The sequence below is a fragment of the Streptomyces sp. L500 genome (genome assembly GCF_054551825.1).
Genome location: NZ_JBTOLC010000031.1, coordinates 39,402 through 53,188, shown reverse-complemented (window position 1 = coordinate 53,188; position 13,787 = coordinate 39,402). Strand labels below are relative to the sequence as shown.

Sequence of the window (13,787 nt, the reverse complement as noted above, 5' to 3'; positions counted from 1 at the left end):
GGTTCTACCCCACCCGCCCGCCCGATTGCCCGGCGCGGATTGCCCGGGTAGGAGGCGGGGGTCGGGGGCTTCCCGGGGGTACCCACGCCTGGGGTGACGTGAGGGGGCGGGGTGGGGTGGACGGGCCCTGGTAGGGGCGTAAGGAGCTCTTCGCCGCTAGGGACACGGGCGGGGCAACCAGCACCGTGATACCAGGGGCCGCGAAGAGCTCAGCCCCGTAAGGGCCCGTCCGCCCCATCCCGCCCCCGACCACCCACATGCCGCCGTGCCCGCAACGCCAGCCCCAGCGCCAGCGCCGTCTCCGGATCCTCCAGGTCCACCCCCAGCAGCCGCCCGATCCGGCCCAGCCGGTCGTACAGCGTCTGCCGGTTCACATGCAGCTCCCGTGCCGTCTCCGCCTTCCGCCCGCCACAGGCGAGATACACCTCCAACGTCGGCAGCAGCTCGTGGGCCAGGAGCGGCCCGATGACCCGGTCCACGAACGCCGCCAGCTCCCCGTCGCCGTGCGAGCGCAACCGCCACAGCAGGACGTCGACCGCCAGCCGCCGCACGTCGTGCCACGGACGGTCCGAACGCGCCGCCTCCGCCGCCTCCGCCGCGTGCCGCAGCTCCGCCCCCGCCGTCGCCCACGTCGCCGTCCCGCCCACGACCACCACCGGCGGCCGCAGTCCCGCCCGTGCCGCCCCCGCCCGCAACGCCGCCGCCACCCGCCCCGCCACGGCCTCCCGTTCGTCCTCCCCGCGCAACCCCACAAGCAGCGGAACCCTCCCCTCCGGCAGCCGGACGCCCACCAGCACCGGCGCCCCCACCCCCGCCAGCTCCTGCCGCACCGCGCCGGCCAGCGCGGACCAGCCGTCGGCCGGTACGAGCTCGACGGGCAGCCGCATCACGACCGGGAGCAGCGGCCCCGGCCCCGGCCGGAAGCCCAGGACACGCGCCTGGGCGGGGGCGTCCGCGACCTCCAGCCGCCCCTCGGCGAGGTCGGTGAGGAAGTCGCCGCGCCCGCGCGCCGCCAGCTCCTCCTCCTGCCGGGCCTGGAGGAGGACGACCGCCAGCAGCCCGGCGGCCCGGTCGGCGGCGATCCGGTGGACGGGGGCGAGCGGCGCGTTCACCGGCGGGACGGACAGCCGGGCCCGCACGGCGGGACCGTGCCCGGGGACGTCCACGACGACGCCGCCGGGCAGCCCGGCGGCCCCCAGCCCGTCCCAGACCTGGAGGGGCTCGGCGGCCCCCGGCGGCGCGGGGGAGGGCCCGGCGGCGTAGAGCAGCCGCCCTTCCGGGGTCTGGAGGAAGACCGGGTTGCCCGTGAAGTCGGCGAAGAGCCGCAGCACTTCGGGGACGCCACCCCCGCCGAGCAGCACCTCCGTGCAGCGCCGGTGGACGTCCTCGGCCCGCCGCAGCAGCGCGTAGTGCTCGTTGACGAGCTCGGTGTGGATCTCCTCGGTGACCGCCACGAACGGCACCTCCCGGTGCAGCTGCACCAGCGGCAGCCCGCACGAGCGCGCGGTGTCCACGACCGCGGCGGGCAGGGTCGGCAGGCGCGAACCGAGCTCGACGACGAGCGCCGCGATGTCCCGCTCGGCGAGCCGCCGGACGAAGGCCCGCTGCTCGGCGGGGCGGCCGCCGAGCCCCAGGCCGGTGGTCAGCAGCAGCTCGCCGCCCTTGAGCAGGTCGGCGATGTGGGGCACCTCGCCCGCGTGCACCCAGCGCACCGGCCGGTGCAGCCGGTCGCCGGCCGCCATCACCTCGGGCAGACCCCGGCGCAGGGCGGGCAGCTCCAGGGCGCGGGCCACGGTGACGGCCCCCTGGACGCCCGCGGGGGCGTTCCCGGGGACGTTCCCCAGGGCGTTCCCCGGGACGTCCCCGGGGGCGGCGGAGGACGGAGCGTAAGGTTCCATGGCGTCCATGGCGGGAATTTATGCCACGACCGCGAGGGCCCGGCGCCCCTACCCTGTCCCGCATGACGTCAGCCGCCGAATCCCGCTCCTCCGCCGCCCCGGGCATACCCGGCGGACCCGACCTCGCGGCGGTGCAGCGCCACACCGTCCGCGTCCTGATGACGGCTCAGGTCGTCGCCGGGATCGGCATGGGCTCGATGCTCTCCTCGGGCGGCCTGCTGGTGGAGCACCTGACGGGTTCCCGCTCGGTGGCGGGCCTCGCCACGACGCTCACCACGCTGGGCGCCGCGCTGATGTCCGTGCCGCTGGCGGCCCTCTCCCGTGCCCGGGGCCGGCGGGCCGGGCTGGGCGTGGGCTGGCTGGTGGCGGCGGCCGGCGCGGTGGTCGTGCCGGTGGGGGCGGGGCTGGGGCTGCTGGGGCCCACGCTGCTGGGGATGCTCCTCATCGGCGCGGCCTCGGCCGCGAACCTCCAGTCCCGCTACGCGGCCACCGATCTGGCGGGGCCGGACGCGAGGGCGGGGGCGCTCTCGCTGGTCGTGTGGGCCACGACGGCGGGCAGCGTGCTGGGCCCCAACCTGAGCGGGCCGGGGGAGGCGGTGGCCCGCCCGCTGGGGCTGCCGGACGCGGCGGGGACGTTCGTCTTCTCGGTGGGGGCGTTCCTCGCGGGCTGGGCGGTGATCCACAAGGGGCTGCGCCCGGACCCGCTGCTGCTGACGCGTGCGGCGCCCGTGCCCGGGACGGCGGCCGAAGGCGTCGAAACCCGCCGCTTCCGCACCCGGATGCGCGAGGCGACCCGTCACGTCCTCGCGTCGCCCGCGGCCCTGACGGGCCTCGGCGCGCTGGTCGTCGGCCATGCCGTGATGGTGTCGGTGATGACGATGACGCCGGTCCACCTGGCCCATCACGGGGCCTCGCTGAGCGTGGTCGGCTTCACGATCAGCCTTCACATCCTGGGCATGTACGGGCTGTCCCCGCTGGTGGGCCGGGCGGCCGACCGGCTGGGCCGGATACCGGTGATCCTCGCGGGGCAGGTGGTCTTCACGGCGGCCACGGTGCTGGCGGGGACGTCGGGCGGCCGGCAGTGGCCGGTGACGGCGGGGCTGTTCCTGCTGGGTGTGGGGTGGTCGTGCGCGACGGTCGCCGGGTCGGCGCTGCTCAGCGAGTCGGTGGCGGGGGAGCACCGCTCCGAGGTGCAGGGCCTGTCGGACATGCTGATGAATCTGGTGGGGGCGGCGGGGGCGGCGCTGTCGGGGGTGGTCCTGGCGGGGTACGGGTACGGAGGGCTCAACGTCGCCGCGGCCGCGCTCGTCGTGCCGGTGAGCGCGTTGGCGCTCGTCTTCGCCGTCCGACGGCGCGGCTGAGCGTACGACTGCGGGCCCGTCGTGGCTGGTCGCGCAGTTCCCCGCGCCCCTTGCGGGGCGCGGGGTCGGCTAGCCGCCGAACGCGCTGGAGGCCGTCAGTCGCAGCGCCGTGTCGATCAGCGGCACGTGGCTGAAGGCCTGGGGGAAGTTGCCCACCTGCCGCTGGAGCCGCGGGTCCCACTCCTCCGCCAGTAGCCCCAGATCGTTCCGCAGGGCGAGCAGCTTCTCGAAGAGCTGGCGGGCCTCGTCGACCCGGCCGATCATCGCGAGGTCGTCCGCGAGCCAGAAGGAGCAGGCGAGGAACGCGCCCTCGTCGCCCTCCAGCCCGTCGACGCCCGCCTCGTGGCCGGCCGTCGGGTAGCGCAGCACGAACCCGTCCGGGGTGGACAGCTCCCGCTGGATCGCCTCGATGGTGCCGATGACGCGCTTGTCGTCGGGCGGCAGGAAGCCCATCTGCGGGATGAGCAGCAGGGAGGCGTCCAGCTCCCGGGATCCGTAGGACTGGGTGAAGGTGTTGCGCTCCTTGTCGTAACCCTTCTCGCAGACGTCCCGGTGGATGTCCTCGCGCAGCTCGCGCCACCGCTCCAGGGGGCCGTCGACGTCGCCGGACTCGATGAGCTTGATGGTCCGGTCGACGGCGACCCACGCCATGACCTTGGAGTGGACGAAGTGCCGGCGCGGGCCGCGGACCTCCCAGATGCCCTCGTCGGGCTCGTTCCAGTGGTCCTCCAGATAGCCGATGAGGCGCAGCTGGAGCACCGAGGCGTAGTCGTTGCGGGCGAGCCCGGTCATATGGGCCAGGTGGAGGGCCTCGGTGACCTCGCCGTAGACGTCGAGCTGGAGCTGGCCGGCGGCGCCGTTGCCGACCCGCACCGGGGTGGAGTTCTCATAGCCCGGCAGCCAGGGCAGCTCCGCCTCGCCGAGCTCGCGCTCGCCCGCGATGCCGTACATGATCTGGAGGTTCTCGGGGTCGCCGGCGACCGCGCGCAGCAGCCACTCGCGCCAGGCGCGGGCCTCCTCGCGGTAGCCGGTGCGCAGCAGCGAGGAGAGGGTGATGGCGGCGTCGCGCAGCCAGGTGTAGCGGTAGTCCCAGTTGCGGACGCCGCCGATCTCCTCGGGCAGCGAGGTCGTCGGGGCGGCGACGATGCCGCCCGTGGGGGCGTACGTCAGCGCCTTGAGGGTGATCAGCGAGCGGACCACGGCGTCCCGGTAGGGGCCGTGGTACGTACAGTGGCCGACCCACTCCCGCCAGAACTCCTCCGTGGCCGCGAGCGAGCCCTCGGGATCGGGCAGGGCGGGCGGCTCGCCGTGGGAGGGCTGCCAGCTGATGGTGAAGGCGATGCGCTCGCCGGGGGAGACGGTGAAGTCGGAGTAGGTGGTCAGGTCCTTGCCGAAGGTGTCGGCGGTGGTGTCCAGCCACACGGAGTCGGGGCCCGCGACGGCCACCGTGCGCTCGCCCCGCTTGTGCACCCAGGGCACCACGCGCCCGTAGGAGAAGCGCATCCGCAGCGCGGAGCGCATCGGCACCCGGCCGCTGACGCCCTCGACGATGCGGATCAGCTGGGGGGCGCCGTCGCGCGGGGGCATGAAGTCGATGACGCGGACGGTGCCGCGCGGGGTGTCCCACTCGGATTCGAGCACGAGGGAGTCCCCCCGGTACCGGCGGCGGTCGGCGGCCGGCGGGGCGGCCCCCGAGGGGTGCGCCGGGCCGATCCGCCAGAAGCCGTGTTCCTCCGTGCCGAGGAGCCCGGCGAAGGCCGCGTGCGAATCGAAGCGGGGCAGGCACAGCCAGTCGGCCGTACCGTCCCGGCAGATCAGTGCGGCGGTCTGCATATCGCCGATGAGTGCGTAATCCTCGATACGCCCGGCCACGGTCATCTCCAGTCGAACGGCATCCAGGACCCCTGGGGGTCGAACGGCAACCAGGACCCCATCCCCATGGTGGGGTCCGTATGACGGTGAAGCGATTGATGGTGAAGCGATCTTCGACGAGCTCTTGTTCCGGAGGTGAGGGTGCCTTCCAGCGGTAGCTGGGAGGGGCGCCCGGGTGGTGCCGCGCCGGCCGGCTCGCTGCGTGTGTCCGAGCAGGATACGACGCGGAGTTGGGACACGCGCGACGGTTCGCGGGGGAACATGTGCCGAATGGGTGGCCCGGTGCGCGCCGGGCGCGCGGCCCGTGACGGGCTCCCGAGGCGCGCGGTGACACAGCGCCCACGGAGGCGTCGCGCCCCGTCACGACGGGCCTCGGGCGATGTCGCCGGACGCGTCACCGGACGCGTCCGGGCCCGGGCGCTGATACCCTGGTACCCCGTGGACCGGTGGGTGCAAGACCCCCCAACCGCAGCGACGGCACCCCCGGAATCGACCGGGTGATCGCCGGTACGCACCTTCACCTCGCGACCACGGGAGCCCCCCTTTGGCCATTGCCGCAAAGCCCACGACGACCAAGCACCTCTTCGTCACCGGGGGTGTCGCCTCCTCGCTCGGCAAGGGCCTGACGGCCTCCAGCCTGGGCGCGCTGCTCAAGGCGCGGGGCCTGCGGGTGACGATGCAGAAGCTCGACCCGTACCTGAACGTCGACCCGGGCACGATGAACCCGTTCCAGCACGGTGAGGTGTTCGTCACCAACGACGGCGCCGAGACCGACCTGGACATCGGCCACTACGAGCGCTTCCTCGACGTCGACCTGGACGGCTCGGCCAACGTGACCACCGGCCAGGTGTACTCCACGGTGATCGCCAAGGAGCGCCGCGGCGAGTACCTGGGCGACACGGTGCAGGTGATCCCCCACATCACCAACGAGATCAAGCACCGCATCCGCCGCATGGCCACCGAGGACGTCGACGTCGTCATCACCGAGGTCGGCGGCACGGTCGGCGACATCGAGTCGCTGCCGTTCCTGGAGACCGTCCGCCAGGTGCGCCACGAGGTCGGCCGGGACAACGTCTTCGTCGTCCACATCTCGCTGCTGCCCTACATCGGCCCCTCCGGCGAGCTGAAGACCAAGCCCACCCAGCACTCGGTGGCCGCGCTGCGCAACATCGGCATCCAGCCGGACGCGATCGTGCTGCGCGCCGACCGCGAGGTGCCCACCGCGATCAAGCGCAAGATCTCGCTGATGTGCGACGTGGACGAGGCCGCGGTGGTCGCCGCGATCGACGCCCCGTCGATCTACGACATCCCCAAGGTGCTCCACGCCGAGGGCCTGGACGCGTACGTCGTGCGCAAGCTCGACCTGCCCTTCCGCGATGTGAACTGGACCCAGTGGGAGGACCTGCTGGACCGCGTCCACAACCCCTCCCACGAGGTGACCGTCGCGCTGGTCGGCAAGTACATCGACCTGCCCGACGCCTACCTGTCGGTGACCGAGGCCATCCGCGCGGGCGGTTTCGCCAACCGCGCCAAGGTCAAGATCAAGTGGGTGACCTCGGACGACTGCAAGACCCCCGAGGGCGCCGCCGCCCAGCTCTCCGACGTGGACGCCATCTGCGTCCCCGGCGGCTTCGGCGACCGCGGTGTCAACGGCAAGGTCGGCGCCATCACCTACGCCCGTGAGAACAAGATCCCGCTGCTGGGCCTGTGCCTGGGCCTGCAGTGCGTGGTCGTCGAGGCCGCCCGCAACCTGGCCGGCATCGAGGGCGCCAACTCCACCGAGTTCGACCCCGCCACCGCCCACCCGGTCATCTCCACCATGGCCGAGCAGATGGACATCGTCGCCGGTGAGGGCGACATGGGCGGAACGATGCGCCTGGGCATGTACCCGGCCAAGCTCGCCGAGGGCTCCATCGTTCGCGAGGTCTACGGCGACGCCGCCTACGTGGAGGAGCGCCACCGCCACCGCTACGAGGTGAACAACGCCTACCGCGCGGAGCTCGAGAAGAAGGCCGGCATCGTCTTCTCCGGCACCTCCCCGGACAACAAGCTCGTCGAGTACGTCGAGTACCCGCGCGAGATCCACCCCTACCTGGTGGCCACCCAGGCCCACCCGGAGCTGCGCTCCCGCCCGACCCGCCCCCACCCGCTCTTCGCGGGCCTGGTGAAGGCGGCCGTCGAGCGCCAGCAGCAGGGCTGATCCGTCCGGCCTATACGGTTGACCGGGGTGAGCGCCTCTCGCACGAGAGGCGCCCGCCCCGGTTTCCGTATTCCTGGAGGACGTAACCATGGCGCACGAGTCCGTCGACGAGCCCATCAAGGACACCGCCGAGGAGTGGCGGGTCATCGCCAGCGAGACCCCGTTCACCGGCAACAAGACCGGCGTCCGCACGGACACCGTCGTCATGCCCGACGGCTCCACGGCCGAGCGGGACTACCAGACGCACCCCGGCTCCGTCGCCGTCCTCGCCCTCGACGAGCAGGACCGGGTGCTCGTCCTCAACCAGTACCGCCACCCCGTCCGGCAGCGGCTGTGGGAGATCCCGGCCGGCCTGCTGGACGTCCCCGGGGAGAACCCGCTGCGCGCCGCGCAGCGCGAGCTCTACGAGGAGGCCCACGTCAAGGCCGAGGACTGGCGGGTGCTGACCGACGTCTACACCACGCCGGGCGGCTGCGACGAGGCCGTGCGGATCTTCCTGGCGCGCGGGCTCTCCGACGCCGAGGGCGAGCGCTTCGCCGTCGAGCACGAGGAGCTCGACATGGAGGTCGCGCGGATTCCGCTGGCGCTGCTGGCGCGCGGCGTCCTCAAGGGCGAGCTCCACAACAACTGCCTGGTCGTCGGCGTCCTGTCCACCATGGCCGCGCTCGCGGGGGACGGGCTGGAGGCGCTGCGCCCGGCCGACGCACCCTGGCCGGCCCGCCCCTTCGAGGTCTGACGGCCCGTCGGGCCGCTGGTCCGGCCGGGCCCTGCGGTCCGACCATCGGTCAACCCGAATAGGTGATCTTCAGCAACGCGGTACCGCGTTACCCGGAGTGCGGTGGGTGGTGAACTAGGCTCGACGCGTCCCCCACCGCGGCCGCGGCGGGGGTTGAGCGTGCAGCAGGTTCCCGTGCGTGCGGGTCGGGGGATCCCTCCACCGCGGGCAGGGGAAGGGAGTGGACCCGTGGCGGAGCGGACGGTGGAGACCGGCGGACCGGCGGTGGTCCCGCCCGAGCGGCGGCCGGCGGGCGCCGCTCCCGTGGTGAGCCCCCGTCAGCGGCCCGCTCGCACACCCTCCTTCACGACCCAGCGCACCGAGCTGTTCGTCGGCCGGCAGCGCGAGCTCAAGGAGCTGCGCGCCGACATCGTGCGCGCGGGCCTCGACACCCTCTCCGGCCGCAAGAAGCCGCGCGGCCGGGTGCTGCTCATCGCCGGACGGCCCGGCTCCGGCCGCACCGCCCTCGCCGAGGAGCTCGCCCGGCAGCTCGCCGTGGACTACCCGGACGGAGTACTGCGCGCCCGGCTGACGGGCGCCGACGGGGCGCCCGTGCCCACCGAGCGGACCGCGCGCGCCCTGCTGGCCGAGCTCGGCGCCCCCGTACCGGCCGGCGCCGAGGAGGACCAGCTCACCCAGGCCCTGCGCGACGCCCTCCACGGGCGGCGGGTGCTGCTCGTCCTGGACGACGCGGCGGGCGCCGAACAGGTGGACCCGCTGCTGCCCGACGAGCCCGAGTGCCTCATCGTGGCCGTCTCCCGGGGCCCGCTGACCGGCGTGCCGGACGTCCGGCCCTGCGCCCTGGGCGGCCTGGACGCCCCGGCGGCCGTCGAACTGCTGGAGTGGTTCGCCGGCCCCACCCGGATCACCTGCGACCCGGTGGCCGCCAAGACGGTCGTCGAGGAGTGCGGCGGCCAGCCCGCCGCGCTGGTGCTGGTCGGCGGCTGGCTCGCCGCCCAGCCCAAGACGACGGTCGTCGACGCGGCCAAGCGGCTGCGCGAGCTGCCGCCCGCCGACGGCCACGACAAGGGCGGCCGGCTGCTGGCCAGGGCCTTCTGGCTGGCCTACGAGGCCCTGCCCGCGCCCACCGCCCGGCTGCTCCACCTGCTCGCGCTGGCCCCCGCCGGACTGGCCGACGCCCACACCGCCTCCGCGCTCGCGGGCACCTCCCTGACCACCGCCCAGTCCGTGCTGGAGGATCTGACCGCCCGGGGCCTGCTGCGCCTGGAGACGCCCGGCGAGGGCCCGGACGGGCTGCCTCCGCAGTACCGGGTGCCGACCTGCCTGGCGCCCCTGCTCGGCACGCTGCTGCACGCCCAGGAGCGGCCCGGCGAGATCGAGCTGGCCCGGGCGCGGATGCTGGAGCGGACCGTCCGCCAGCTCCACTCCTGCCGCGCCACCACGGAGCGGAACGATCCGGCGGTCCGCCGCAGGATCGAGCAGCTGCCCCGGCCGCTGCGCTTCCCCTCCCGCCGCGCCGCCGAGGAGTGGCTGCTGGCCCGGCTGCCCGCGCTGCTCGCGGCGGCCCGGCTGGCGGTGGAGGACGGCCGGCTGGACACCCTCGCCCGGCGGCTGGTCTCCGCCCTGACCCGCGCCCTGACGGCCCATCTGGGGCCGGAGGCGGCGGCGCCCGAGCTCTACGGGCTGCACCAGCTCGTCCTGGACGTGGCCCGGCGCTGCGAGATGCCGCTGGAGAAGGCCGCCGCGCTGCTCAACCTCGGCGACCTCGACGCCCGGGCCGGCCGGACGCCGGAGGCGCTGGACCGCTACCGCCAGGCCCTCGCGTCGGCGCGCGAGGCCGGGGACCCGTACGCCACCAGCCGGGCGCTGGAGTCCATCGGGGCCGCGCACCAGGAGCTGGGCGACTTCCAGCGGGCCGCCGACTGGTACCGGCGCGGCCTGGAGCTGCGGCTGACGCGCGGGGAACTGGCGGACGAGGCGCGGCTGTACGGGCGGCTGGGCACGGTCCACGGCTACGCGGGCCAGTGGCCGGAGGCCCTGCGCGACTGGCGCGCGGCGGCCGCCGCCCACCGCAGGCTGCGCGATCACGCCGGGCACGCCCGGGCGCTGGGCGAGGCCGCCCGGGCGCAGGAGCACACGGGCCGGCCGCGCGAGGCGGCGCGCACCGCGCTGGAGGCGGTGGAGTCCGCGCAGGCCGCCGGGGACGCCCGGCTGGAGGCGGCGCTGCGGCTGCTGCTGGCGGAGACCCTGGAGCGGCTGGGTGACGCGGCGGGGGCGCTGCGGCACCGGGGCTGTGCGGAGCGGCTGCTGGACGGGCCGGGCGCGCCCGGCCCCGCCGGTGGTCCGGGGGCTGCGGACGAGGGGGTGGAGCCACCCGGGGTCCAGTAGGGGGTACCGCAGGGTAACGGATCTTCTACCTAAGAAATCAGTGGCGCATCGCGCAAAGATTGGTGCATTGCAAGGCTAGACAACGCGCAATCCTTCAATAGACTGGCTGGGCCGCGTTCGACGCGGTCTGCTCTGGTGTGCCCGGCATATCAGGATTAGCCTGTCATTCTCTGATTCAAGGACCGTGATCGACGTGAAGGTCGGCATCCCCCGCGAGGTCAAGAACAACGAATTCCGCGTGGCCATCACCCCCGCGGGCGTGCTCGAGCTGGTGCGCAACGGCCACCAGGTCTTCGTCGAGAAGGGGGCCGGTACCGGCTCCTCGATCACCGACGCCGAGTACGTCGCGGCCGGCGCGGCCATCCTGGACTCGGCCGACGAGGTCTGGGCCACGGCCGACCTGCTGCTGAAGGTCAAGGAGCCCATCGCCGAGGAGTACCACCGCCTCCGCAAGGGCCAGACCCTCTTCACCTACCTCCACCTGGCCGCCTCCCGCGAGTGCACGGACGCGCTGCTGGAGTCCGGCACCACCGCCATCGCGTACGAGACGGTCGAGCTCGCCAACCGCGCGCTGCCGCTGCTCGCCCCGATGTCCGAGGTCGCGGGCCGGCTGGCCCCGCAGGTCGGCGCCTACCACCTGATGCGCTCGGTCGGCGGCCGCGGCGTGCTCCCGGGCGGCGTCCCGGGCACCCACGCCGGCAAGGCCGTCGTCATCGGCGGCGGCGTCTCCGGCTGGAACGCCGCGCAGATCGCCGTCGGCATGGGCTTCCACGTGACCCTGCTCGACCGTGACATCAACAAGCTCCGCGAGGCCGACAAGGTCTTCGGCACCAAGGTGCAGACGGTCGTCTCCAACGCCTACGAGCTGGAGAAGGCCGTCGTCGAGGCCGACCTCGTCATCGGCGCCGTCCTCATCCCGGGCGCCAAGGCCCCCAAGCTGGTCACCAACGAGCTCGTCGCCAAGATGAAGCCCGGAAGTGTACTTGTCGACATTGCGATCGACCAGGGCGGCTGCTTCGAGGACTCGCGTCCCACCACCCACGCGGAGCCGACCTTCCAGGTCCACGACTCCGTCTTCTACTGCGTCGCCAACATGCCGGGCGCGGTGCCGAACACCTCCACCTACGCGCTCACCAACGCCACGCTGCCCTACATCGTGGAGCTGGCGAACCGCGGCTGGCAGGAGGCGCTGCGTCGCGACGCCGCGCTGGCCAAGGGTCTCAACACGCATGAGGGTCAGGTCGTTTACGGCCCGGTCGCCGAGGCGCACGGACTGCCGCACGTCGAACTGAGCACCCTGCTCGGCTGACCGTAGAGCAGCCGATCGGCGAAGAGCACATACCCGGCCGGGCCTTGCGCAGCAAGGCCCGGCCGGGGCGTTTCGCCATGGTTTGACCCGCCCGTGATTCTTCCGGGTTATCCGCCGCACACCCTTGACAGAAGGGTGTTCGATTGCCGACACATCGTGCCGTCTCCGGCGGATTGTGTTGCTGCGGACCGCCGACACGCCATAGAGTCGCCAACCGTCGGCATGGTGCCACGCTGACGTATCTAGATGTTTCCTGGTCACCAAGGAGGTAGGACGACTTGTGAATGAGTCGACATTTGCTCCCGGGGGTGGTCACCCAGGAATGTCTGCGCTGGGCCAGAGTCCCGTGGGACTCCACGCTGTCGGCTCCGTCGCTGTCCACACCTACTCAGCACTCGCAGCGCACCAGGACATCCAGAGCATGACGACAGCCCACCAGAGCATGGACGGTCACCACATGAACGCCATGGCCGGCGACGGGGCGGAGTCCACCCGTCTCGCCGACTACGAGAACGTTCCCGAGGGGCACTTCTACGACCCCGACGCGGAGTACGAGCCCGACCCCGAGTACGCGGCCACCCTCGCGCCGGACGCCGCCCGCCAGCGCCGCGAGCGCATCGGCCCCACCGGGCGTCCCCTGCCGTACTTCCCGATCCCCGGACCGCTGGCCGACCACGGCCCGGCCAAGATCATTGCCATGTGCAACCAGAAGGGCGGGGTCGGCAAGACCACCTCGACCATCAATCTGGGCGCGGCGCTCGCGGAGTACGGCCGCCGGGTGCTCCTCGTCGACTTCGACCCGCAGGGCGCGCTCTCCGTGGGCCTCGGAGTCAACCCGATGGAGCTGGACCTGACGGTCTACAACCTGCTCATGGAGCGGGGCATGCAGGCCGACGAGGTGCTGCTGAAGACGGCGGTCCCCAACATGGACCTGCTGCCCAGCAATATCGATTTGTCAGCGGCCGAGGTCCAGCTGGTCAGCGAGGTGGCCCGCGAGTCCACCCTCCAGCGGGCCCTGAAGCCCCTGATGGCCGACTACGACTACATCGTGATCGACTGTCAGCCCTCGCTGGGTCTGCTCACCGTCAACGCGCTGACGGCGGCTCACAAGGTGATCGTCCCCCTGGAGTGCGAGTTCTTCGCGCTGCGCGGTGTCGCCCTGCTCACCGAGACCATCGAGAAGGTCCAGGAGCGGCTCAACCCGGACCTGGAGCTCGACGGCATCCTCGCCACGATGTACGACTCGCGCACCGTGCACAGCCGCGAGGTCCTCGCGCGGGTGGTCGAGGCGTTCGACGACCACGTCTACCACACGGTCATCGGCCGTACGGTCCGCTTCCCCGAGACCACGGTCGCGGGCGAGCCCATCACCACCTACGCGTCCAACTCCGTGGGTGCCGCCGCGTACCGGCAGCTGGCCAGGGAGGTGCTCGCCCGTTGTCACGCCGAGTGAGCCTGCCCGGCGCCGACGAACTGTTCCGCACCACCGGCGGGATGGGCCTCCAGGCATCCTCCCCGCGCCGCAAGGCGAACGGCGAGACGCCGCCGAGGGTGCCGGGCCCGGGTGACGCGCCCGACGGCGAGCGGCCGGGGAAGACGGCCGCGGCCGTCCCCGAGGGCCGCACCGCCACCGTGCAGCCGGCCGCCGCGGGGCAGGAGCCGGATGCCGAGCGGCGCACCGCCGCCCCCCAGCCCCCGGCCGCCCGCACGGTCGAGCCCGCCGCCCAGCCCAAGCGCCGCGGCCGCGCGTCCGGACGCCGCCCCAGCGGTCGGGAGCGGCACGACGAGAAGATCACCGTCTATGTCTCCGCCGAGGAGCTCATGGACCTCGAACACGCCCGGCTGGTGCTGCGCGGCGAGCACGGGCTCGCCGTCGACCGGGGCAGGATCGTCCGGGAGGCCGTCGCGGTCGTCCTGGCCGACCTGGAGCAGCGCGGCGACGCGAGCATCCTCGTACGGCGCCTGCGCGGCCGCTGAGCGCTTTCGCTGCGCTAGCCTCGCTGGTCCCTGGCCGTACGGCCCG

General features: G+C 73.4%; 9 protein-coding genes. 7 read left to right on the top strand and 2 right to left on the bottom strand.

The window, feature by feature from the left end:
• Positions 1-209: 209 nt before the first annotated feature.
• A complete protein-coding gene (locus tag ACX9I7_RS24085; RefSeq protein WP_387576950.1) occupies positions 210-1,907 on the bottom strand; it encodes a PucR family transcriptional regulator in 1,698 nt (565 codons plus the stop codon).
• A gap of 53 nt (positions 1,908-1,960) precedes the next feature.
• On the opposite strand from ACX9I7_RS24085, the gene ACX9I7_RS24080 reads away from it, so the two are divergent.
• Complete coding sequence (locus ACX9I7_RS24080; protein WP_387576952.1) at positions 1,961-3,259, top strand: MFS transporter; 1,299 nt, start codon at positions 1,961-1,963, stop codon at positions 3,257-3,259.
• A 69-nt stretch (positions 3,260-3,328) separates the two neighbouring features.
• Here ACX9I7_RS24080 and ACX9I7_RS24075 read toward each other — a convergent pair whose 3' ends face one another.
• Positions 3,329-5,131 carry a glycoside hydrolase family 15 protein gene (locus ACX9I7_RS24075; RefSeq protein ID WP_387576954.1) on the bottom strand — a complete coding sequence of 601 codons (1,803 nt, stop codon included), beginning with the start codon at positions 5,129-5,131 and terminating at the stop codon, positions 3,329-3,331.
• 544 nt (positions 5,132-5,675) lie between these two features.
• Here ACX9I7_RS24075 and ACX9I7_RS24070 point away from each other — a divergent pair.
• The 6 genes from ACX9I7_RS24070 (at position 5,676) to ACX9I7_RS24045 (ending at position 13,741) form a co-directional block, all read left to right on the top strand.
• The gene (locus ACX9I7_RS24070) at positions 5,676-7,331 is read left to right on the top strand and encodes a CTP synthase (RefSeq protein ID WP_373298228.1); all 1,656 of its coding nucleotides are present in this window, start codon (positions 5,676-5,678) and stop codon (positions 7,329-7,331) included.
• A gap of 88 nt (positions 7,332-7,419) precedes the next feature.
• On the top strand, positions 7,420-8,067 hold the full coding sequence (locus ACX9I7_RS24065; RefSeq protein ID WP_387576956.1) for an NUDIX domain-containing protein: 648 nt from the start codon (positions 7,420-7,422) through the stop codon (positions 8,065-8,067).
• 228 nt (positions 8,068-8,295) lie between these two features.
• The gene (locus ACX9I7_RS24060) at positions 8,296-10,455 is read left to right on the top strand and encodes a tetratricopeptide repeat protein (protein WP_459388465.1); all 2,160 of its coding nucleotides are present in this window, start codon (positions 8,296-8,298) and stop codon (positions 10,453-10,455) included.
• Between the two features lie 193 nt (positions 10,456-10,648).
• The gene (gene ald, locus ACX9I7_RS24055; protein WP_126917918.1) at positions 10,649-11,764 is read left to right on the top strand and encodes an alanine dehydrogenase; all 1,116 of its coding nucleotides are present in this window, start codon (positions 10,649-10,651) and stop codon (positions 11,762-11,764) included.
• Positions 11,765-12,086: 322 nt separating this feature from the next.
• Positions 12,087-13,217 carry a ParA family protein gene (locus ACX9I7_RS24050; protein ID WP_126913525.1) on the top strand — a complete coding sequence of 377 codons (1,131 nt, stop codon included), beginning with the start codon at positions 12,087-12,089 and terminating at the stop codon, positions 13,215-13,217.
• Positions 13,202-13,741: a hypothetical protein gene (locus tag ACX9I7_RS24045; RefSeq protein WP_387576961.1), complete on the top strand. Its 540-nt coding sequence runs from the start codon at positions 13,202-13,204 to the stop codon at positions 13,739-13,741. Before ACX9I7_RS24050 ends, ACX9I7_RS24045 begins: the two co-directional genes overlap by 16 nt.
• Positions 13,742-13,787: the final 46 nt, after the last annotated feature.